Origin of the sequence: Neobacillus niacini (genome assembly GCF_023715785.1) — a bacterium.
GTDB lineage: Bacteria > Bacillota > Bacilli > Bacillales > Cytobacillaceae > Neobacillus > Neobacillus niacini_E.
In genome coordinates this window covers 95,499-118,102 of the sequence record NZ_JAMBOX010000002.1, presented here as the reverse complement: position 1 = coordinate 118,102, position 22,604 = coordinate 95,499, and the positions used below count along the sequence as shown (strand labels likewise).

Annotated in this window: 24 protein-coding genes; 3 read left to right on the top strand and 21 right to left on the bottom strand. The window is 45.7% G+C overall.

All coding sequences use genetic code 11. The features are described 5' to 3' along the window. Window positions 1-14: 14 nt before the first annotated feature. From M3234_RS05160 to M3234_RS05065, 20 genes are all read right to left on the bottom strand, one after another. Entirely contained in the window at window positions 15-722 is a 708-nt protein-coding gene (locus M3234_RS05160; RefSeq protein ID WP_262303682.1) for an ABC transporter ATP-binding protein, read from the bottom strand. Then, window positions 715-1,482, bottom strand: coding sequence for an ABC transporter ATP-binding protein (locus M3234_RS05155; protein ID WP_285858271.1), 768 nt, complete (start codon window positions 1,480-1,482; stop codon window positions 715-717). The genes M3234_RS05160 and M3234_RS05155 overlap by 8 nt, the downstream gene beginning before the upstream one ends. 2 nt (window positions 1,483-1,484) lie before the next feature. Continuing rightward, a complete protein-coding gene (locus M3234_RS05150; protein ID WP_262303681.1) occupies window positions 1,485-2,528 on the bottom strand; it encodes a branched-chain amino acid ABC transporter permease in 1,044 nt (347 codons plus the stop codon). Beyond that, window positions 2,528-3,394, bottom strand: a complete 867-nt coding sequence (locus M3234_RS05145) for a branched-chain amino acid ABC transporter permease (protein WP_262303680.1) — start codon at window positions 3,392-3,394, stop codon at window positions 2,528-2,530. Before M3234_RS05145 ends, M3234_RS05150 begins: the two co-directional genes overlap by 1 nt. Before the next feature lie 92 nt (window positions 3,395-3,486). Beyond that, entirely contained in the window at window positions 3,487-5,154 is a 1,668-nt protein-coding gene (locus M3234_RS05140; protein WP_262303679.1) for a long-chain fatty acid--CoA ligase, read from the bottom strand. Window positions 5,155-5,180: 26 nt separating this feature from the next. After that, complete coding sequence (locus M3234_RS05135) at window positions 5,181-5,780, bottom strand: TetR/AcrR family transcriptional regulator (protein WP_262303678.1); 600 nt, start codon at window positions 5,778-5,780, stop codon at window positions 5,181-5,183. A 174-nt stretch (window positions 5,781-5,954) separates the two neighbouring features. Next, window positions 5,955-7,133 (bottom strand): thiolase family protein, encoded by a 1,179-nt coding sequence (locus M3234_RS05130; protein WP_262303677.1) that lies wholly within the window; start codon window positions 7,131-7,133, stop codon window positions 5,955-5,957. Window positions 7,134-7,153: 20 nt separating this feature from the next. Beyond that, complete coding sequence (locus M3234_RS05125; RefSeq protein WP_262303676.1) at window positions 7,154-7,927, bottom strand: SDR family oxidoreductase; 774 nt, start codon at window positions 7,925-7,927, stop codon at window positions 7,154-7,156. Between the two features lie 23 nt (window positions 7,928-7,950). Beyond that, entirely contained in the window at window positions 7,951-9,156 is a 1,206-nt protein-coding gene (locus tag M3234_RS05120) for an acyl-CoA dehydrogenase (protein WP_262303675.1), read from the bottom strand. 267 nt (window positions 9,157-9,423) lie between these two features. Continuing rightward, the gene (locus M3234_RS05115) at window positions 9,424-9,822 is read right to left on the bottom strand and encodes a PaaI family thioesterase (protein WP_262303674.1); all 399 of its coding nucleotides are present in this window, start codon (window positions 9,820-9,822) and stop codon (window positions 9,424-9,426) included. Beyond that, entirely contained in the window at window positions 9,816-10,217 is a 402-nt protein-coding gene (locus tag M3234_RS05110) for a PaaI family thioesterase (protein WP_262303673.1), read from the bottom strand. Before M3234_RS05110 ends, M3234_RS05115 begins: the two co-directional genes overlap by 7 nt. Before the next feature lie 14 nt (window positions 10,218-10,231). Then, window positions 10,232-11,422, bottom strand: a complete 1,191-nt coding sequence (locus tag M3234_RS05105; RefSeq protein WP_262303672.1) for a thiolase family protein — start codon at window positions 11,420-11,422, stop codon at window positions 10,232-10,234. Window positions 11,423-11,436: 14 nt separating this feature from the next. After that, window positions 11,437-12,585, bottom strand: a complete 1,149-nt coding sequence (locus M3234_RS05100; protein ID WP_262303671.1) for an acyl-CoA dehydrogenase family protein — start codon at window positions 12,583-12,585, stop codon at window positions 11,437-11,439. Between the two features lie 16 nt (window positions 12,586-12,601). Further along, window positions 12,602-14,203 (bottom strand): long-chain-fatty-acid--CoA ligase, encoded by a 1,602-nt coding sequence (locus M3234_RS05095; RefSeq protein WP_262303670.1) that lies wholly within the window; start codon window positions 14,201-14,203, stop codon window positions 12,602-12,604. A gap of 16 nt (window positions 14,204-14,219) precedes the next feature. Beyond that, complete coding sequence (locus M3234_RS05090; RefSeq protein WP_262303669.1) at window positions 14,220-15,125, bottom strand: ketopantoate reductase family protein; 906 nt, start codon at window positions 15,123-15,125, stop codon at window positions 14,220-14,222. Between the two features lie 67 nt (window positions 15,126-15,192). Then, window positions 15,193-15,960, bottom strand: coding sequence for a class II aldolase/adducin family protein (locus M3234_RS05085; RefSeq protein WP_262303668.1), 768 nt, complete (start codon window positions 15,958-15,960; stop codon window positions 15,193-15,195). A gap of 103 nt (window positions 15,961-16,063) precedes the next feature. Then, window positions 16,064-16,465: a MaoC/PaaZ C-terminal domain-containing protein gene (locus M3234_RS05080; RefSeq protein ID WP_262303667.1), complete on the bottom strand. Its 402-nt coding sequence runs from the start codon at window positions 16,463-16,465 to the stop codon at window positions 16,064-16,066. Next, on the bottom strand, window positions 16,462-16,911 hold the full coding sequence (locus M3234_RS05075) for a MaoC family dehydratase N-terminal domain-containing protein (RefSeq protein WP_262303666.1): 450 nt from the start codon (window positions 16,909-16,911) through the stop codon (window positions 16,462-16,464). The genes M3234_RS05080 and M3234_RS05075 overlap by 4 nt, the downstream gene beginning before the upstream one ends. 20 nt (window positions 16,912-16,931) lie before the next feature. Then, the gene (locus tag M3234_RS05070) at window positions 16,932-17,696 is read right to left on the bottom strand and encodes a beta-ketoacyl-ACP reductase (RefSeq protein WP_262303665.1); all 765 of its coding nucleotides are present in this window, start codon (window positions 17,694-17,696) and stop codon (window positions 16,932-16,934) included. A gap of 64 nt (window positions 17,697-17,760) precedes the next feature. Beyond that, entirely contained in the window at window positions 17,761-18,939 is a 1,179-nt protein-coding gene (locus M3234_RS05065; RefSeq protein WP_262303664.1) for an acyl-CoA dehydrogenase family protein, read from the bottom strand. A 249-nt stretch (window positions 18,940-19,188) separates the two neighbouring features. On the opposite strand from M3234_RS05065, the gene M3234_RS05060 reads away from it, so the two are divergent. From M3234_RS05060 to M3234_RS05050, 3 genes are all read left to right on the top strand, one after another. After that, window positions 19,189-19,341, top strand: a complete 153-nt coding sequence (locus M3234_RS05060) for a YpzG family protein (RefSeq protein WP_262303663.1) — start codon at window positions 19,189-19,191, stop codon at window positions 19,339-19,341. A 175-nt stretch (window positions 19,342-19,516) separates the two neighbouring features. Next, complete coding sequence (locus tag M3234_RS05055) at window positions 19,517-20,020, top strand: GNAT family N-acetyltransferase (RefSeq protein WP_262303662.1); 504 nt, start codon at window positions 19,517-19,519, stop codon at window positions 20,018-20,020. A 101-nt stretch (window positions 20,021-20,121) separates the two neighbouring features. After that, a complete protein-coding gene (locus M3234_RS05050; RefSeq protein WP_262303661.1) occupies window positions 20,122-21,429 on the top strand; it encodes an ATP-binding protein in 1,308 nt (435 codons plus the stop codon). Between the two features lie 25 nt (window positions 21,430-21,454). Here the strand turns inward: M3234_RS05050 and M3234_RS05045 are convergent, their stop codons facing one another. Next, complete coding sequence (locus M3234_RS05045; protein WP_262303660.1) at window positions 21,455-22,597, bottom strand: GerAB/ArcD/ProY family transporter; 1,143 nt, start codon at window positions 22,595-22,597, stop codon at window positions 21,455-21,457. Window positions 22,598-22,604: the final 7 nt, after the last annotated feature.

Below are 22,604 nucleotides of genomic sequence, written 5' to 3'. Positions count from 1 at the left end.
CTTTGCTTTGCCCGCTAAGCTCCGATATACGCTTTTCGAACCTCATCATTGGCAAACAGCTCTGCCGATGTCCCCTCCAGGACGATGGTGCCATTTTCAAACACATAACCTTTATCAGCAATTTTTAAGGCGGCGTTTGCATTTTGTTCGGCCAGCAAAATCGTCGTGCCTTCTTTGTTAATTTTCTGGATGGTCTCAAACATTTGTTCCACAACCAATGGGGCTAGTCCGACCGAAGGCTCATCAAGCAACATCAATTTTGGTTTGGACATTAATGCCCTTCCGATGGCAACCATTTGCTGCTGCCCGCCGCTCAAGGAACCTGCCGCATCATGACGTTTTTCCTTCAGGATTGGAAACAATTCATATACGTGCTCCAATGAATGTTTAATTTGATCTCGCTTCCTGCGATGGACAAACGCCCCCATCCGGAGATTTTCCTCCACAGACATTGCCGGGAACAGTTTCCTGCCTTCCGGGCATTGGCCGATTCCCATCTGGACAATTTGGTCCGCCGGGCGGCGATTAAGTTTATTCCCTTCAAATACCAGTTCACCCGCTGCCGGCCTGTTCAGTCCGCTAATTGTACGGAACGTGGTACTTTTTCCAGCACCATTGGAACCCAATAGGACAACGATTTCCCCTGCGTTCACTTCAATATTAATGTCATGAACGGCGGTAAAGCTTCCGTATTTGACAGAGACATCGGTTAGTTTAAGCACTGGCGCTACCTCCCAAATAAGCTTTTATCACCGTTTCGTTGTTCTGGATTTCCTCCGGTTTCCCTTCGGCAATTTTTTCACCATAGTTTAAAACCATGATTTTATCGGCAATTCTCATGATCATTTGCATTTTGTGTTCAATCAGGCACACGGTAATGCCTTTATTGACCATTTTTTTCATCAATTCTGCAAGGCCTTCCGTTTCGTCCGGATTCACTCCTGCCGCCGGTTCATCCAAAAACACGATTTCCGGGTCGGTCGCTAGGGCGAGGGCAAATGCGGTCCGTTTTTTCTCCTCCTGGGTCAACCCTGCAACCGGCTTATGGGCGATATGCTGCAGGTCGACAAACTCCAATACTTCCATCGCTTTTTCGCGGCACTGGGCTTCTTCTCGTTTTAACCTTGGCGTTCTAAGAATGGCATCGACCAGGGTTGATTTCGTTCTTAGCCGGTGTCCGACAATAACATTGTCCAAAACAGTTGATTGTTCAAACAGATTGGTCGTTTGAAACGTCCGGGCTACGCCAAGCTCGGCAATTTTATTGGAGGGCAGTTTGGTGATATCCTGCCCCTTGAAAATAACCTGGCCCGAGGTCGGTGGATGAAAACCGCTGATCAGGTTGAAAAAGGTCGATTTGCCGGCACCGTTCGGGCCAATGATGGCATTGATTTTTCCTTGTTCAATGGCAAAATCCACATTGTTAACGGCCACAAGACCGCCAAACCTTTTCGTGAGCTGTTTTGTCTCTAAAAAAATCATTCCTAGCCCTCCTTTACCTGTTTTTCAGGAACAATCTCGCTTTTGACAAGAGAATCATTCCTGCTGCGGCCAGACCTAGCTTGATTGTTCGGATATTTTTTCAGTTTTCGGTTCATATTCCAGGTTGCCACAGCTCCGACAATTCCGCGCGGGGCAAAAATGATCAGGAGTGTTAACGCAGGTCCGAAAATCAGCATCCGGTACTGCTGGAAATCCTGCAGTAACTGAGATAGCCACACGATTAAAAGTGTGCCGACGATTGGGCCGCTAAGTGTGCCAATCCCGCCAACAAGTAAATAGGTCAATAAATCAAAAACGATATTCGTAGATCCAATGTCCGGCCCGATAAAGCGAACAAATGATGCATATAGGGCGCCTGAAAGGCCTGCAAAAAAGGTCGATAATACAAACACCGTTAATTTATTTGTTTTTGTTGAAATTCCAATTGTTTGGGCCAAATCCTCACTATTGCGAATGGCGATGTATGTTCTGCCCGATAAGGAATGGACAATTCGATACATGATTAAAACCACCAAAAGCAGGAAAAACAAAACAAAGTAATAGTGTGCTTTTTCCGTCTCAAAAGTGATAGGTCCAATTGGAGCCGGAGCAGGAATTCCAATAAGGCCGCGAACTCCTTCTGTTAAGCTGTCCCATTTGTCAATCACGAGATAGATAATATACCCCAGGCACAGTGTGTAGATGGCAAAGAAATGCTCTTTTGTCCTTAGGGCAATCGCACCCACCACTAGGCCGATACTACATGTAATGACCAATGCCAGTACCAGTGCGAGCCAAAAATTCATTTGCGCTTTTACAGTTAATAAGCCCAGTGAATAGGCTCCAATCGCAAAGAACCCGGCATGCGCCAATGAAAGGTAGCCCGTATATCCTGCAAGTAAATTAAGGCCGTATACGCCAATCATCCAGATAAACGAAAGGGTCATGACGTGAATCATGTATGTGTTTGACGTCATCATCGGAAAGGCAAGCGCAAACAGAATGAGAATAATAACCACGTTTCGTTGTTTCAACACGTTAGTCATTAATGGCTGCCCCCCTTCGAAAACAGGCCGGTAGGCTTAACGGTTAAGATCAGGACAAGGAAAAGGAAGGCAATAATATCCTTATAGTCATTTGAGATATAAGTAGCTCCCAAACTTTCGCTGAAGCCCACAATATAACCGCCAACAATCGCACCAGGTATACTGCCCATTCCGCCAAGGATGATGATGACGAATGCTTTCAAAATTACGAGGTGCCCCATCCCAGGGAATACAAGATTAATCGGCGCCGACAGTGAGGAAGCAATCGCAGCAAGCCCTCCGGAAATCATGAATGTCAGCATGGCAACCTTGTTGGTGTTAATCCCGACAAGATTGGCTCCTTCACGGTTTTGCGACATCGCAATAATGGTCGCCCCTGTAAAAGTCTTTTTCAGGAACAGGTACAAAATAAACATGACGACTACTGCTGCAACAACAATCAAAATCCGCTGCATCGTTAAGGTTAGGCCAAAAACTTCCACTATTTGCCCATATGGAGTCGGCATGCTTTGGTATTCAGCCCCCCAGTAAAATTGGGCGAAAGCTTCGAGAAACAAGAGAATCCCGATGGCGGCAATTTTGTCATGGATTGGCGGCGCCTCGCGAAGCGGGTGAAAAACGAACCTTTCCATTAACACTCCGAGGAGACCGACAACGATAATTGATACAAAAATAGCCAGCCAGTAATGAAGGCCGAATCTTGTCATCATCGTCAAGGTTATGTACCCACCCATCATATATAAAGCGCCATGTGCAAAGTTTGGAATGTGCAAGATTCCATAAACCAGCGTTAATCCCAAAGCTACAAGGGCATACACGCTTCCAATGGTAAGACCATTAAACAATTGCTGAATGAGAATCTCCATAGCTCTCCCCCTTTAAAATGTGTCTTTCTATTGTGGGAGCCGTCCTTTTTTGATCCAGGACCGCTCCCCCGATTCTATTCATCAATCGGACTTTATTTTTCAACCTTCTGCTTCTCCTCTTCCTGGAGGGTGCGCCATAGAATCTTGCCGCTTGAGGTCATTGGGAACGATTTTCTAAATTCTATTAATCTCGGGTATTTGTAAGCGGCCATGTGGTGTTTCGACCATTCGATAATCTCCTCGGCAGTGACTTTGTCCTCATAATCATTGTTTAAGATGACAAACGCTTTAACCGTTTCACCGCGTCTTGGGTCAGGGACGCCGACCACGCAAGCCTGTTGAATCGCTGGATGTTTATATAGATAAGATTCGACTTCTGTCGGCCAAACCTTGAAACCGGAAGCATTAATCATCCGTTTGACGCGATCGACGATAAAGAAATAGCCTTCCTCGTCATAACGGCCAATATCGCCAGTCCGGAAAAATTTCTTTCCATCCAATTCAATGAAAGCACTGCGGTTCTCGTCATCACGGTTATAATAACCAACCATGACCTGCGGACCATTGACAATAATTTCGCCGATTTCGCCAACGCCAAGCTCTTTCCCTGTTGCCGGGTCTATCACTCTCGCATCCACATCAAAGGCAGGCACGCCAAGACATTGCATTTTTGGACGGTTTGGCGGATTGAAGTGAGTTTGCGAAATCGTTTCCGATAGACCATAGCCTTCAACAAATCTCAATCCAGTAAGATTGAACAATTTTTCGCCAACCGCTTCCGGCAATGCGGCACCGCCGCCTGAAATCGAGGTAAGGGAAGCAATGTCCTCCGCCTTCAAATTTGGATTGGCAAGGAAATCGACAACCATTGTGGCAATCGTCACCCAATGGGTACAATCCAGATTTTTAATCAACTCAACCGCTGCATCCCGGTTCCATCTCGTTAAGATCACCATTGGGCTGCCGCTGTAAATCGGCATGAGCATGCTGTGCACCATTCCCGTCACGTGGAAAAGCGGAAGTGTCGTCAAATGGGTGGAATTTGGCGTTGTTGAAGACCAATGATAAGCCCCGACGATGTTGGCATTTACGGTCTGGTTTGTGTGCATGCAGCCTTTTGGCAGGCCGGTTGTACCGGAAGTATACGGCATGACGGCGAGGTCATCCGCTTTAGCGATGTGCTCAGACGGCTGTAACTTAGCCTCAATCGCCTCATGCCAGTCATAATGGTTCGATTCATTGATCACGAGGTGCGGCATTTCCACCTCCTGTGGCAGCATGGCATCAAAGCCTTCCCCTTTATAGTCGGAATAGGCGGCCAGCAACAGGTTTTCAAGCGAGGTTTTTCCCAATAATGGCCCAATCCGCTCGTATAATTCCTGACCGGCGATGGCTGTCTTGATTCCGCAATCGCGGATGTAGAATTCCAGTTCACTCGCAACCAGCATTGGATTGATAGGAACGACTACGGCATTCGCCCGTAATATCGCATGGAAGCCAATCACAAATTGCGGCGAGTTTTGCATAAACAACAGCACTTTATCCCCGGCTTTGACACTCAGCTTATGCTCAAGGTAGCCAGCCAGAGCATTTACTTCCTCGTCCAATTGCTGGTAGGTCAATGCGTTTCCGTAATAGAAAATCGCTGTTTGGTCAGGATAACGGCTTGCTGATACCCTCAGGTGATCATAAAGAGAGGTTGCCGGTACTTTTAAAGATTTTGAGATTTTGGGCCAATGTTCAAAATGAAGAGTTAACAAGCAGGATCCTCCTTTTTATTAGATTGCTAGGCATCTGCTTTAGCCCGAGTGTAAACGCTGTCATTTCGGGATATTCCGTTTAACATTAAATCAAGGAAGATCCCTGCCACTTTATCTTCTGACACTTCACCATTTGGATTAAACCAGTAGTAACTCCAATTGGTGATGCCCAGAATTCCCATCGTTAGAATATCGGGTCGCAGGCCTTGTTTTATGTCTCCGTGTTCAATTGCCTCTTCAATAAATGTTTGTAGGTTCAGGCGAAACTGCCTGCGTTTTTTCTTAATCTCAATCACGTTTTTTTCACTTATGTGTCGCATTTCCCTTGTGAAAATTCGGGCACTAGAAAGATCATTTCTAATTTTGTGAATAAGCATATAAATAATTTCATACAACTTTCTGACAAAATCATAATCAGGATTTGATAAGATTTCCTCCTGCCGCTTGATCAGCCCCTCTATATACTGCAAATGAATTTCCTTCAACAACTCCTCCTTGCTGTTGAAGTAATAATAAAAAGTCCCCTTCGTCACACCCATCATCTGGACAATATCCTGAATCGAAGTTGACTTAAACCCATTCTGATCAAAAAGCAGGATACCCGCATCCATTAATTTCTGCTTCATAGGACGATTCCTTTCAGCCTAAACCATCGCGGTGCCTGACACCATTTCCTGTTGTTCCACTATTTAAATGAGGCGAAGTCAGCTATTGGTGCCTGACACCAATACTCACCTTCCTACCTATTAAATAGTGGAAATCTTGCTCTTGCGCCCCAGGCACCACGATGATGTTCTTGGTTATTCGCGTTCGATGATTGTTGCGATTCCTTGGCCGCCACCGATGCAGGCGGTGATAAGTGCGTATCTTCCGCCGCTGCGTTTTAGTTCGTAGCAGGCTTTGGTCATCAGGATGGCGCCGGTTGCTCCGAGCGGGTGTCCGTGAGCGATGGCTCCGCCATTAACGTTTACTTTGTCCATGTCCATCTCAAGCTCGCGGTTGCAGGCGATTACTTGGGCCGCGAAGGCTTCGTTAATCTCAATTATGTCCATGTCCTTTAATGACAGCCCCGATTTCTCCATTACTTTTCGTACTGCTGGAACTGGTCCGATTCCCATGATATTAGGGTCTACACCAGCAACAGCATAATGACGGACTACTGCAAGCGGCGTCAGATTCAATTCCTCTGCTTTTTCTCTAGACATAATGACAAGGGCCGATGCAGCATCATTTAATCCTGAGCTGCTTCCCGCAGTTACGGTACCGCCTTGCAAGAAAGCCGGCGGCAGCTTGGCCAATGCTTCCAATGTTGTTTGCGGTCTAGGGTGCTCATCTGTCTTGAAGACAATCGGCTCTCCTTTTCTGACCGGAATGGCTATTGGCACGATTTGCTCATCGTAGCGGCCTTCCTCCATGGCAGCTGCCATACGCTGCTGGCTTCTCAAGGCAAATTCGTCCTGCTCTTCTCTGGAAATATTGTATTTTTTTACCAGGTTTTCAGCGGTGATGCCCATTGGCGGGTCGCCGATTTCCTTTGGTGACAGCTGCGACTTTTTAAAGCTTGGCGGTGCTGCACTATAAGCCTTTTCCGGGCGCTCCATCAAATATGGAGCCCGGCTCATGCTTTCCACTCCGCCAGCAACAAAGATATCCCCATCTCCGGCGCGAATCGCCTGAGCCGCCAGATTTACTGCATTAATCCCGGAACCGCATTGCCGGTCAACCGTAACTCCCGATATATCCAATGATAATCCGGTCTGTAATGCTGTTAATCTGGCAATATTGCCTCCGCCTGATAATACATTTCCAAAAATAACGTCATCTATCATTTCAGGTGCAATCTGCGCCCTTTTTACTGCTTCTTTGATCACTTCTGCGCCAAAGACATGGGCCGGAACACTTGCCAGTGCGCCCCCTTGCCTGCCTATTGCCGTTCTGACTGCAGAAACGATGACTGCATCTCTATTACTCAATTTCATTCCTCCCTGAAATTTAAAAATTACATCGCATGCGCGCCGCCATCAACGACGACAATATCCCCAGTTACAAAATCCGATGCAGGTGAAGCCAAGAATACGGCAACCCCCTTGATGTCGGTATCCGAACCAAACTTGCGCAGTGGCGTTCCCTCCAAAATGGCCTGGCCACCCTGGTCAAGCAAGCCCTTGGACATTTTTGTCGGGAAAAAGCCTGGTGCAATTGCGTTAACATAAATACCATGCTGGCCCCATTTCACCGCCAAATCCTTTGTGAAAGTGACCACGGCACCCTTGCTGGCGTTGTAGCCAATCGCATTCATGTACTTTGGATTCGACCCCTTCAACCCGGCAACAGAGGCAATGTTGATAATCTTGCCGGCCTTTTGCTCAATCATCACACGGCCAACCGCTTGTGACATTAAAAACGTCCCCGTAACGTTAACGTTCATCACCTTTTGCCAGGCCTCTAGCGGCATTTCTTCAGCAGGAGCTCCCCAGGAGGCTCCGCTGTTGTTGACTAGAATATCAATCCGCCCAAACTTCTCTATTGTCTTCTCTACCACATTCCGGACATCTTCCGGTTTGGCCACATCACATTTTAAGGCAAGGCTTTCGACGCCTAGTTTTTTCAATTCTTCACTTACTTCTTGGCAAGCCTCCAATTTACGTGAACAAACTACGACATGGGCGCCTGACTCGGCAAAGCCTTCGGCAATTTGTTGGCCCAAACCGCGGCCGCCGCCGGTTACAATCGCAACCTTCCCAGTCAAATCAAACAGTTGTTTAATATGCATCCTCTAATCCTCCTAAACGATCGTTAACGGTATTTTTTCAATTCGTATCTGGCAATCGCCCGCTTGTGGACTTCATCCGGACCATCGGCCAAACGGAGCGTGCGGATATTGGCCCAGCTTGCGGCAAGCGGTGTATCCTCACTGACGCCTGCGGCTCCAAACGCTTGAATGGCCCGGTCGATGATTTTTAACGCCATATTAGGGGCAACCACTTTAATCATGGCAATTTCGCCTTTTGCTTCCTTATTGCCAACGGTATCCATCATGTAGGCGGCCTTCAAAGTCAACAAACGCGCCTGTTCAATGTCAATTCTTGCTTCAGCAATCCATTCCTGAATAACGCCTTGCTCTGCCAATTTTTTTCCGAATGCCGACCGTTCCTGAACCCGCTTGCACAGCAGCTCAAGCGCCCGCTCGGCAGCACCGATCGTCCTCATGCAGTGGTGAATACGGCCTGGTCCTAGACGTCCCTGAGCAATCGCAAATCCCTTTCCTTCGTCCCAAAGCATGTTGGAAGCCGGAACCCGGACATCCTTATATTCAATCTCGGCATGACCGTGTGGAGCGTGGTCATAGCCAAATACCGGCAATATTCTTTTAATCGTTACCCCAGGGGCATCCAGCGGAACGAGAATCATCGATTGCTGTTCATATGTCGGAGCATCCGGGTCGTTTTTCCCCATCACAATCGCAATTTTACAGCGCGGATCTCCAGCCCCTGATGACCACCATTTCGTGCCATTGATGACATACTCATCGCCATCGCGGATAATGCTTGCTTGAATATTGGTAGCATCCGAGGAAGCAACATCCGGCTCAGTCATCGAGAAGCAGGAACGAATCTCACCATTAAGGAGCGGCTTCAGCCATTTTTCCTTATGCTCTTCCTTACCATAGCGAACAAGGACCTCCATATTCCCGGTATCCGGTGCTGCACAGTTAAATACTTCTGGAGCAATCGAGGACCGGCCCATGATTTCACAAAGCGGCGCATATTCCAGGTTCGTCAAACCGGCACCATACTCGCTTTCAGGCAAGAATAAATTCCACAACCCTGCCTGTTTGGCTTTTTCCTTTAATTCTTCCATAATCGGCGGAACCGATGAAAACGGATCATTTTTATCAATTTGGTCATGATAAACTTGTTCATTCGGATATACATACTCTTCCATAAAGTCAGTCAGCTTTTTTTGTAATTCCACTACCTTATCGGTATAACTAAAATTCATCCTATACCACTCCTCTTTGGGTTTAACATACTAACTAGTTAGTATGTGGATAACCCTATAATATTAGAAATTTTTCGAATATTCAACATCCATTTTTCGTCATTTTTTTCATAAAATATAGTAGAAACATATTTTATTTACTAGACTGCAAGCTTACCCATTAACCCCTAGCCAATAATCCTTGTCAAAGCTATAGCAGTGTACTATTATTTCAAAAAGTTTTATACATTTTCTGCCACGGCACAGTTTTGTTGTGACCAATACTATTTATCTGGCAATTTTATAAACTCCCGTTCCCTTGGCAATGAGCTGCTGCTGTTCATCGGTTATTTCCGCTTCCACTGTTGCCAGCTTATACCCCTGTTGAAGCACCTTTGCCCGAGCAAACAGGTTGCCGGTCACGGATGGGGCGAAATAGTGTACGTCCAAGTTCAATGCAGAAACGCTACAACGGTACAGGTTGCGCAAAACCACGGTCTGGACGGCGTCAAGCATAGAGGCATGGACACCGCCATGAAGCGTTTTATTTGTATTTAACAAGTCTTGTTTTAGCGGAAGCTTCAGCACAATTTCGCTGCCTTCCTCCTGGAAGAATTCAAATCCAATATGTTTAAAAAATGGATTATTTTCAAGCCTTTGCTGAAACTCTGATTGCAATTTTAACAATCCCCTCCCTCCTCTATGTCTTTTCTAGTTGTTGTCTTAAAGGTGCCGATTCCTTTTGCAACCAAGCCGCGATTCTGATCGTAAATCATCCCTTCTGCCGTGACATATTTTCCTTCTTCTTTTAAAATGTTTGTTTCAGCATGATAGGCTTCTTTTGGCAGAAGGTCTAAAAATGAACAATTCAGGTTAATGGTCGCCGCAAACGAGTTTGTTGCGAACGAGACGGTTGCACCCATCGTAATATCGAGCATCGTGGAAAATACGCCCGGATGAATCGTGCCATCCTCCTGGAGCAAGTGCTCCTGCAACGGCAATGCCAATTCAAATTTATCAGTGATGGTGCTGTTAAATCCCATGTACTCAAAAAAAGTCGATTTCGTTTCCGGCGTTCTCACAAGAAAATTCCTTTCTAGTTATCTATTGATTCAACCATGATTGCCATGCCCTGGCCTCCGCCGACACATAGCGTGGCAATTCCCCGCTTTTCCCCGCGGCGAATCATTTCGTAAATCAACGTTGTCATGATTTTTGCCCCAGTGGCACCAAGCGGATGCCCTAACGCAATCGCCCCGCCGTTTACATTGACACGGTCCGGATCCAGCTTCAGCTCGCGAATGACAGCGAGCGCTTGTGAAGCAAACGCCTCATTGAGTTCGATTAAACCAATGTCATCCAAAGACAGCCCAGTGCGTTGGAGCAGTTTTTTCACCGCCGGAACCGGTCCAATACCCATGATCTCTGGCGAAACGCCGACACTGGCCCAATCAACGATTCTTGCCAATGGCTTCAACCCTAATTTTTCAGCATGCTGTCCAGTTGTTAAAACCATGGCGCAGGCGCCGTCATTTCGGCCGCAAGCGTTCCCGGCGGTAACCGTTCCGTTCTCTTTAAAAACGGGTCTTAGTCTGGCCAACGCCTCCCTTGTCGTTTCGGGTCTTGGATGTTCATCCACAGCAAAGACAACGGAACCTTTCTTTCCTTTGATCTCGACTGGCACAATCTCATCTACAAAGCGCCCCTCACTGATTGCGGCTGCAGCACGGCGCTGGCTTTCTAATGCAAATGCATCCTGGTCTTCGCGGGAAATTGCAAACCGTTCAGCGACGTTTTCAGCGGTGATGCCCATGCCAAGTCCGCTGCCGTAAATCTCTTGCGGCTGCTGTCCAGCCTCGGTATTGGAATCGACCAGTTTGGGATTGTCGCCGCCAAAACGGGAGTTTCTCAAATAAATAGGGGCATTGCTCATGCTTTCTGTTCCGCCTGCGACGACGATCTCCGCTTGACCAAAAGCGATTTGCTGGGCGGCAGATGCGATCGCCTGCATTCCCGATGCACACAAGCGATTGATTGTAAACGCCGGAACACTTTCCGGGACCCCTGCCCTTAAAGCCGCTACCCTGGCGACATTAGAGGATTCAGTTGATTGCCTTACTTCTCCCAATACCACTTCATCTACTTGTTCAGGGGTAATTCCAGCTCGGTTAATTGCCTCTTTAATAGCTACTGCGCCTAATTGGCCGGAATTAACGCTCTTTAAAGCTCCGCCATATCTTCCAACAGGTGTACGGACTGCACTTAAAATGACAATATCGTTTCCCATGTAACCCCTCCTTTTTAGCTATATTCTTTTTCCAGCTGGGCAGCAATGATGTTCTTCTGAATCTCGGAGGTACCCTCATAAATTCTCGTAATCCTGGCATCACGATAGAAACGCTCAATCGGATAATCGGCAATATAGCCAATTCCCCCGTGGACCTGCACGGCTTTATCAGCAACCCGGTTATAAACCTCAGAGCCGTAAAGCTTCAGCATCGCCGCTTCCTTGATCACTTTCATGCCTTGGTCAACCATCCAGGCGACACGATAAGTAAATGAACGTAGTGCTTCAATTTCCACGGCCATTTCCGCCAGCATATGGCTGACTGCCTGGTTTTTGATAATCGGCTTGCCAAACTGGATTCGTTCCATCGCATACCTTGTTGACATATCAAGCAGCTTCTGGCAGGACCCCAGATTACGAGACGCCAAGCCTGCCCGGCCATTGGCCAAAATTTTTAACGCATTGACATAGCCCTGGCCTTCTGTCCCGAGGACATTTTCTACAGGAACCTCGCAATCTTCAAAAATCAATTCTGCCGAATGCGAACCGCGTAGGCCCATCTTTTTCTCAATTGCCCCCACCTTGAAGCCGGGAAAATCTTTTTCAACAATGAACGAAGTGATCCCTTTGGCCCCTTTTTCAGGGTCCGTGACCGCCATGACGGTAAACACACTTGCCTCGGTGGCATTGGTAATGTAGTGCTTCAGACCGTTTAGGATATACTTGTCGCCTTTTCTGACCGCAGTCGTTTTTAAATTGGCGGCATTGGATCCCGCTTCAGGCTCGGTCAAGGCAAAGGCGCCAATTTTCTCTCCGCTTGCCATCTCTGGCAGGTACTTTCTTTTTTGTTGTTCATTCCCCATTTCAACAATTCCAACGCTGCCGATTCCAGTGTGGGCGCCGATCAGCGTCGTGTAGCCATTATGGGTTTGGCCGATTTCCTCATACAGCGCACATTTTCCGACCATGCCAATCCCAAGCCCGCCATATTCTTCAGGAATGCTTAACCCGAACAGGCCCATTTCCTTCGACAGATTAATAACTCGTTGTGGGATTTGGTTGTCTTCTTCAATTTGTATCGCCACAGCTTCGACTTCTGTTTGGATAAATTCTCTTACATTCTTTTTTAAAAAAAGAATATCTTCATCTAATTCGAAGTTCATTACTGGATTCCCCCAATTATGCCTTTGTCTTATTCGTTGCTTCTTCCACCAATATCCGCTTTAATAGTTTTCCGACTGAATTCCTTGGCAGCGTATCACGAACCTCAAATTTCTTTGGTACTTTGTATCGGGTCAAATGCCGGTAGCAGTGCTCCCGCAAATCGTCAAAATCAATACTGATGCCCGGTTTGGGAACGATATAAGCAGTAACTATTTCTCCGATTTCCTTATCGGGGATTCCGACAACTGCGGCCTCCAGTACAGCCGAATGTTCATATAAAACACCCTCCACCTCTTGGGGATAGACATTAAAACCGCCAACAAGAATCATTTCCTTTTTCCGGCCGACAATATAGAAATACCCTTCCTCGTCCATCGTTGCGAGATCACCGGTATAGAACCAGCCATCACGAAGGGCATTCTGCGTCTCTTCCGGCTTATTCCAATAGCCAAGCATCACCTGCGGACCTTTGAGCAGTAATTCCCCGACCGCTCTTTCCGGTACATCCTCGCCATTATCATCGACAATTCGGCAATCGGTTTGTGGGAGCGGAATCCCGATGCTGCCAATTTTTGACACGCCATCAGGCGGGTTACGGTGGGTCGTGGGCGAGGTTTCTGACAGACCGTAGCCTTCACCGACAGTGACACCGGTTAAATGCTCGAACTTCTTCATAATCTCGATCGGCAGGGGGGCCGAGCCGCTTGTGCACATTTTAAAACAAGTTAAATCGTAGCTTTCAATGTCCGGATAATGGGCGAAAGCGTGATACATTTTTGGGACACCCGGGAAGAGAGTCGGCCGATATGTTTCAATCTGCTTTAGGATCTTTTCCACCTCAAACTTGTTGACCAACAGATTCGCAGCCCCAATGTAAATACTGAGATTCATGCCGCTTGTCATCCCGTAAACATGGTAAAGCGGGGTGGCAGTTAGAATGGTTTCTGCACCTGTTAGCATGCGTTCTCCGTAAAGCGCCTTGCTTTGTATGACATTGGCGATTAAATTATAGTGGGTAAGCATTGCACCTTTCTTTTTCCCGGTTGTGCCGCCGGTATATTGAATGACTGCAATATCCCTCTGCGCCTCAATCGGGCAGTTTTGAGCCAAAGGAACGCTTCTTTCGATTAATTCCGGCAAACCTGGATATCCGGTTCCATTAGCCGTTACAAATATTTCTTTAAAAGAGTAATCCTCGACTTGGGCCACTTTTTCAAGACATTCAGGCTCTGTGACCAAATAGGTCACCGTAGCATCATTGAAAATTTCCAGCAGCTCTCTCACGGTATAGTGCGGGTTGATTTGTACAATCATCAGGCCAAGCTTCAAGGACGCGTAATAGGAGACGACATATAGCGGGTGATTGGACACCATTAAGCCAAGGCGCTCTCCTTTTGCCGCACCTAGCTGCTTCCATGCTCCCGCAAGCCTGTCGACCATGTTTTTCAGCTGTAAGTAGTTGATTTTTTCATTTTCAAAAATAATCGCAGTGTGTTCAGGATATTTTTTTGCGGCAACATCCAAAAGGGAATATAAGTTTTTTTCCGGGATTTCAAAATCAAGATTGATTGACGGTGGATAATGCCCGAGCCAAGGGCGGTCTTGTCGTATTTGCAAACTTATCACCTCTCCATTACCTTGTTTGATAGTTTAATAGATGATAGACGGTTTCAAGGACAGGTGTTTCAACTTTTAACGCGTTACCCTTTTTCACGATGTACCCGCATATAGATTCCAGTTCAAGCGGTTTGCTTTTCTGCTTATCCTGCAGCATTGAGGTGTGATGATCCTTTGCCATTTTCCCTTGTGCCATGATGGTTTCATCGTAATCATCATCAAGCTCAATTCCGGCTGCATTAGCGACTGCTATCGCTTCCTGGCAAATTTCCACTGCTGTCCTTTTCAAACCTTCATCCTCGTAGATCGCGCCCACCTTCACTTCCATCAAGGCCGTTAATGGATTAAACGTGACATTCCAGATCAGCTTTTTCCATTTGATTTTTAAGATATCACGGGTTGGAAAGGCCTCGATTTCGGCAGCATTTAACAATTCGGCAATCTCCGCAGCTTTAGTGGTCATACTGCTGTCGAGAGCTCCAATCACAAGCTTTGGCGGATAGCCGATTTGCTTAACGACACCAGCGGCCGTGATGTGGGCAGAAATATAAGCAGCCGCTGATAACACGCGGTCTTTTCCAAACACTTCAGCAAGAATCTCTTCATTATCAACGCCATTTTGCAGGGTCAAGACCAAGCACGTTTCCTTTAAAAATGGATGCAGATTGGCTGCGACTTCTGCAGTTGCGGTTGCCTTGACGGCAAATATCAGCAGGTCAACATCAGAAAAGTCCTGATATCGGTCTGTGAATTGTTCGGTTACGGTGAAGGAATCCTCGCCTGCCTCGATTGTTAATCCTTTTTCCTGCATACGGCGCAAATTGGTTCCCCTTGCAAAAAAAATCACTTCATTGCCGGCTCTTTTTAAAAAGCCGCCGTAATATCCGCCGACCGCGCCAGTTCCGGCTACACCTATTTTCATGTTGCGTTCCTCCAGGTAATATGTAGTTGGTCCGAAAAACTTACTTACAGCCTTTCGGACCAATATTTTAATCCAATAGATCTGGCTGTTCCTTAACGATCCGGTTCCACAATGGCTGGAATTGGAACCAGCCGGCGTCGGAGGTTCCGACTGTGTAATAGGTGGCCTTGGCATCTTCGTCACCGATGATGACCGGCTTACCCACCCCTTCCGCCACCAATTGGGCCTGGCAAGAACGCTCCATTGTAATGAACCACCAAGCCGCCTCATCGACAGATTTGCCGACGGTCAACAAGCCATGGTTCCTTAGAATGCAAGCTTTATTGTCTGCTAAGGCCTCGCCGATGCGCCGGCCTTCCTCAATATCCTTGACCACGCCGTTAAAGTCATCGTAAAGGGAATGGTCCTGATAAAATGCGCAGGCATCCTGGGTGATTGGGTCGAGCAGGCGGCCAAGTGACGACCATGTTTTCCCGTAAACCGAATGTGCATGGGCAGCGGCAATAATATCCGGACGGGCCTGATGGACTTGCGAGTGAATCGCAAATGCTGCTCGGTTGACAGGATAATTCCCTTCCACGACTACCCCGTCATGGTTACATAAAATTAAATCCGAGGCTTTGATTAAGCTAAAATGCATACCGAAGGGATTTACCCAGAAATGGTCCTTATGTTCCGGGTCGCGGGCCGTGATATGTCCAGCAACACCTTCATCAAAGCCAAATTTGGAAAACAGGCGGAACGCAGCAGCGAGCTTTTGTTTTAAATGCAGCCGTTCCTCTTCAACAGACGCAAAAACAGGCGGCTTATAACTCAATTTCATTTTGACCGTCATACCATCATCCCCTAGATTCAGGTTATAGTAAGAAACCCAGCATTAAGAGGGAGGTCCTTCTATCGTGCCGGGTTTTGCCTTGCGAATTCAGCTGTCAGTCATGTTAGTAAAGTTGGTACACTACCTCGCCTTTTAAAACATCCTTCTCATTTTGGTTCACGGCGCGGACATCAAAGCGGAGGTCATTTCCTTGTTTTTCGATCAATGTGGCCTTAAGGGTAACGACATCATTTAAAAAGACCATTCCTCTAAAACGGATTGTATAATCTTTAACGAAGCCTTCCTCATAATACTCGGTGAACAACTTGGCAAGATTCCCCATTGTCCACATGCCATGGGCAATGATTCCTGGCAGGCCGGCCTTGGCTGCTTCCTCATCAATGGTATGAATCGGATTAAAGTCGCCCGACGCACCGGCATATTTGATTAGGTCCAGTCTGGAAACTGGCGCTAACTGAATTTCCTGAACCGATTCGCCTGTCTGTAATACTGCAAGAGAACTCATTTTGTTAACACCTTCCTTACCGCTTCAGAAATCACGACTGTTGAACTGGAGGTGAAGATCGTGTTTCCTTCACCATCAACACCGACATTTTCAACGACCAAAAAGCCCATTTCTCCGAAATTCCCTTTTTTCTCAAAATAATTTTTCACTTGGGAATAGCAATAAACCTCCTCGCCAACATACAGCGGACGAACATAGTGGAAGGACTGCTCCCCATGAATCAAGCCCTTGTTCGGCAGATGCAAGCCTTCAATCACACCGTAATCGAACACCCTTGGGAACGTTGGTGGGGCGATATTCTTTCCATAGCGGGAAAGCCGTCCGGTATCTTCGTCAAAATAAATCGGATGAAGGTCGCCGATGGCTTCGGCAAATTTCTTGACCGCACCGCGTTCCACCACGTTTTTTACTTTTTCAGATTGCTTGCCAATTTGATCTTTGAACAATTTGATTCACCTCCTAATTATTAACACTTAGGTCCGCCGGCAACATAAATAACTTGGCCATTAACGAACGAAGACTTTTCATCGGCAAAGAATGCGACAGCGTTGGCAATATCAGCTGGCTTGCCGCTTCTGCCAACCGGAATGCTCGCGACACTTGCTTGAATCATCTGTTCAAAAGAAACCCCGATTCGCTCTGCGGTGGCCTTGGTCATATCCGTTTCGATAAATCCAGGAGCCACTGAGTTTGCGGTGATGCCGTAACGGCCCAATTCAATAGCAAGCGTTTTTGTAAAGCCCTGCAAGCCTGCTTTTGCGGCTGCATAGTTGGCTTGGCCGCGATTGCCAAGTGCCGAGGTGGAGGATATATTGATGATCCGGCCATACTTTTGCTCAACCATATATTTTTGGGCTGCACGGGCGGCATTAAAGGAACCTTTTAAATGCACATCCATGACTGTCTGCCAATCGGCATCTGTCATTTTGAACAATAAATTATCACGGATCACTCCGGCATTATTGACAAGAATATCAATCCGGCCAAAGGCATCATGAGCCTCTTTTACGGCAGCCTCTACTTGCTCAGGGTCAACAACATTGGCGACCTTTGCGTACACTTCATAGCCTTTTTCTTTTAATTCACTTGCGGTTTCGCTTAATGCCTCTTCATTTAAGTCAATCAGCGCAACCTTTGCCCCTTCTTCCGCAAAAAGCTCGACGATGCCTTTGCCGATTCCGCGGCTTCCCCCGGTAACAAATGCCACTCTTCCTTCAAATCTTCCTGCCATCCCTGTATTCCTCCTCAAAAATATTATCAAGTAGTTATATTAGATAACGCTTTCAAAATAACCTTTAAATATATTGACCTATTTTCACATGACCTTTGATCAGGTTACGAGAAATGATCATTCTTTGAATTTCATCTGTACCATCGTAAATTCTCCAAAGCCGTGCTTCACGGTACCAGCGCTCAATCGGCAATTCTCGTGTATAGCCCATTCCGCCATGAATTTGCAGTACCTTGTCAACAACACGATTCCCCATGTTTGCCCCGTACAATTTAGCCATTGAAGCCAAGTGACGGTTATCTTCGCCTTGGTCTAACGTCCAAGCAGCGTTTAGTACAAGCCATCTGGCTGCTTCAATGTCCACGGCACTATCGGCAATCATCCATTGAATCGCCTGGCGCTCAGCAATAGGTTTTCCGAACGTCACTCGCTCTTTGGCGTAATCAATCGCCATTTGCAGAAGGCGTTCTGCCGTACCAACAGCTCTTGCTCCGACAATCCATCTAGCAAAGCCAATCCATTCAAGGCCAAGATTATAGCCTTTGTGCAATTCACCGAGAATATTTTCCTCAGGGACGCGTACATTATCAAATACCAAGCCGGCTGGCCCCCATTCGCCCATCGTATGTATATACTCTGATTTCCAGCCCATATCACGGTCAACGATGAAACAGGTTACCCCTTCGCGGCCTTTTGTTTTTTGATGCATTTCTTTGTCAGTAATGGCAATTGCCATGACGAAATCGGCTTCATTTCCACCTGTAATGAAGGTTTTTTCGCCGTTTAATACCCATTCATTTCCATCCTTCACGGCAGTCATCTTAATGTTTTGTGTATCGGAACCGGCACCTGGTTCAGTCATCGCAAAACAGGATTTCTTTTCGCCATTGATGGTTGGAATGAGGTATTTTTTCTTCTGTTCTTCATTGCCATAATAAAGGATATTGTCCGCTGAACCGCCGAAGGTAAACGGAACAAACGTTTTAGATACTTCCATATAAACGAGTGCCATCATCATCTGGCCAAGATCGGTGCCACCGTACTCTTCCGGCGTATTGATCCCCCAGAAACCTGCTTCCTTTGCCTTTAACTGGAGTTCTTTTAATTTTCCGGCAGGCAGGCTAGGCTTTCCTTCCCGCTCATTTCTTAACACATCATTTTCGAGCGGCATTAGCTCTTTTTCAACAAACTTTCTAATTGTCTGCTGCACCATTTTTTGTTCATCCGTTAGACGCAAATGCATTTCATTCACTCCCTCATTTTTTCTGGTAATCTAGTATTTTGCTGCTATTAATAATATGTTAGATTTTCCAAAACATACCTACCGGTTGGTATGTAATTTTATTCTATTTGGAAATTTCAGAAAATACAAGTTAAATTTGATAAAAAAATAAATTTTTCCATGTTGACTATTTTTCAGCCTCATGACAAATGATAATTGTGATATTCCTAAACGAATATCCGTTTCAAAATCCTAGGATGAGGTGATTTGATGAGCTACAGAGATGGAATTGACGCACAATCTGAAAAGTTCCTCCATACTTGGACAAGGCCGAAACACCTGAAATCACAGTTAAACGGCCAAACTCGGGGCACTCAAACCTATATCATCTTAAGGAGCAATGCCAAGGCCCACCGCTGGTAGGGTGATTGGCGGAAGAAACGTAAACCGGAGGCAGGTTCCCTGCTTTCACACCGAAAAACCTTTTCTCGGGGACATTATACCGGGAAAAGGTTTTTCCCTATTACGAAAGCTTATATTGATTTAGTCCAATTCAAGGTTTACTATAAATTTATTATCCCTTGGGAGTGAAAACATTATGTTCGAAGAATATATAATAAGAGATGCCGGTTTAAGTGATTTGCCGGCAATCGTTGAAATATACAATACAACCATTTCCGGGAGAATGGTTACGGCCGATACGGAACCGGTCAGCGTAGAGAGCAGGCTGAGCTGGTTTCATGACCATACTCCTGGTTTTCGGCCGTTATGGGTAGTCCAAGACCAAGGGAAAATCTGCGCATGGCTTAGTTTTCAATCGTTTTATGGACGGCCGGCCTATAATGCAACCGCTGAAATCAGCATTTATATTCATCCTGACTACCGCGGCAAAAAACTGGGGAAATATCTGATCCAAAAAGCAATCGATGCCTCCGGGAATCTGAAAATCAAAACATTGCTCGGATTTATTTTTGCGCATAACGAACCAAGCATCAACCTTTTTACTAGCTTTGGCTTTGAAAAATGGGCTCATCTTCCACGTGTGGCCGAATTGGATAATATTGAAAGGGACCTCGTGATTCTCGGAAAAAGAATATACTAATTCCCAAAAATATTATTCCTTAATAAACTATTGTCTAGTAATATATTATAGAAGGAAACTATCTAAATTGAATGATCTTCCTTGAAGAAAAGGAGTACGGAATGAGAAAAAAAAGGCTGGTTATTCTATACTTTATTACTAGTTTAATTTGGATCTTCACGTCAAATTATTTGATTCATCACTTTGTCCCATCCGGCCTCGTTTGGCAGCTGGAGAGGATGAAAGAAGTATTTTATGTTGTTGTTACAGGTGGATTTCTTTATTTCTTTATGAACAAGAGCAAGGAATTAAATGAATCAAAACAGGATCAAGAGCGACTTTCTACCTTAATCAATTCAATGGTTGATTTTGTCAACTTCAAAGATGGAGAAGGCAGATGGATTGAAGCAAATGAATTTGGGTTAAAATTGTTTCAGCTTGAACATATCGATTATCGCGGGAAAAAGGATTCAGAATTGGCACAGTATACAAATTTTTATGGTGAAGCCTTAATAAACTGTGAAGTAACCGATGAAGAGGCATGGAGAAATAAAAAAATTACCCGAGTTGAAGAGGTTCTGCCTGTTCACGATGGGTCAACAAAAATTTTCGATACCATAAAGGTCCCGCTGTTTAATCCGGATGGTACAAGACAGGGGCTCGTCGTTATCGGACGGGATATCACGGAAAAAAGGGACATGGTGCAACAACTGGAGGAACGGGAAGAACGGCTGCGCAGGACGGAAAAACTGTCGGTTGTCGGAGAACTGGCTGCGAGTGTGGCTCATGAAATTCGTAATCCGCTCACCTCTTTAAAGGGTTTTGTGCAGCTAATGCAAGTTGAAGACCCCAAACACCAAATGTACTATCAAATTATGCACGATGAGTTAAATCGCATAAATTTCATTGTTGGGGAGCTGTTATTGCTGGCAAAACCGCAGCTGGTGAAATTTACAACTGTTGAACTAAAAAAAATATTACATGATGTTATTTCCTTATTATCGACAGAAGCAAGCTTGTATAATGTACGAATAGAATCACATTTTCCTGACGAAAATTTTCCTATTGAATGTGAACCGAACCAACTAAAGCAATTATTTATCAATATCATTAAAAATGCAATCGAAGCATCCATTAATGGCGGTATGGTTTCCATTGTCTTGGACAGGAACGAAGACGATCAAGTCTCCATTTTGATTAAAGACAATGGCTGCGGCATTTCCGATGAAAGGTTAAAGAAAATCGGAGAACCGTTTTATTCTTCCAAGGAAAAAGGCACTGGTTTGGGATTGACGGTCAGCTTTAAAATTGTTCAATCCCATAAGGGAACGATCAAGTTTAACAGTCAAAAAAATCAAGGGACATCCGTTTCCATCAGCCTGCCGCTGACACAAGAAATTCCAATAGACAACGATCACAAAACTGCCTAAAGTATAATACCTTTAGGCAGTTTTTTTATGCATCTGCCCCATCAGCCGTTTGCGATACATCTGCCAGGGACTGCTTTTGACTTATCTTCTTTCTTAAATAGGCAATCACCAGCAAAAGAACAGGGATCATAATCTGTAACGGCCAGTGCAAAAAAATGGGCACCACATCAAGCCCTTCTTTAATATGCTCCATATAGTTTTGGGCCATGAACATTGCCGCCAATAACACAATGGTCCCAATAGGAAGGGTTAATTTACGATAATCCTTAAAATGAAACAAATCTGCTGTCCCAATCACAGCTGCATAATAAAAGATGGCAACTTTAATAAAACCGGCAATCATTAAGTAGAGCATAAACAATACATCAAGGCGTTCAATAAATTGGGCCAGCTGTATTTTGCTAACCGTGGCGAGCAATGGGTAAGGAGCGCGGACAAATAAATCGACCCCAAGAGTGGCAACATTTATAACAGAGGCAATAGTAATATTAATGCCACTCAACACCATGCCTGATATGCACATCACCCTTGCTTTCTCTGGTTTGTTTAAATAAGGCAGCAACATGGTGAAAACAATCATCTCGCCGAACGGAAAATTGAGCGTTTCACGCAATGTGGTTTTGATAATGGGCATCCAGCCGTTTTCCACCATCGGTTTTAAATTCTCCAGATGGATCAGGCCTGAAAAAATGATCAGAAAAAAGCCGGCAATGGCCATTAAATATACCACAATAAAAAATATTTCCCCTACCCTGGCAATCACCTCAAATCCCTTTTGTATTGCATAGGAAATGGTAATCATTAAAATGGTAATCAAAAAAATCAACGGTGTGTTGGTATAGATGGTAGCGGTTAATAACTCGCCAAAATCCCTCAGGACACGACCCGCAATATAAATAAAATACACGATATACAATAGTGCCAGCATTCGTCCCATCCATTTACCAACGATCTTCTGGACATAACTGGTCAGCGGGAGGTCAGGGTAAAACACAAATAAACGGTGATAGACGAGAAATAACGTGATCCCGCCGACCATCCCTAGTAAAATGGCTATCCATGCATCTTGTTTTGCACTGCTAGCCAACCCGACGAGGATGGCACTGCCCATTTCAAACAGGACCACAACGACAAACAATTGTTTAGCGCTGATTTTTGCTTTTTCCATGACCATC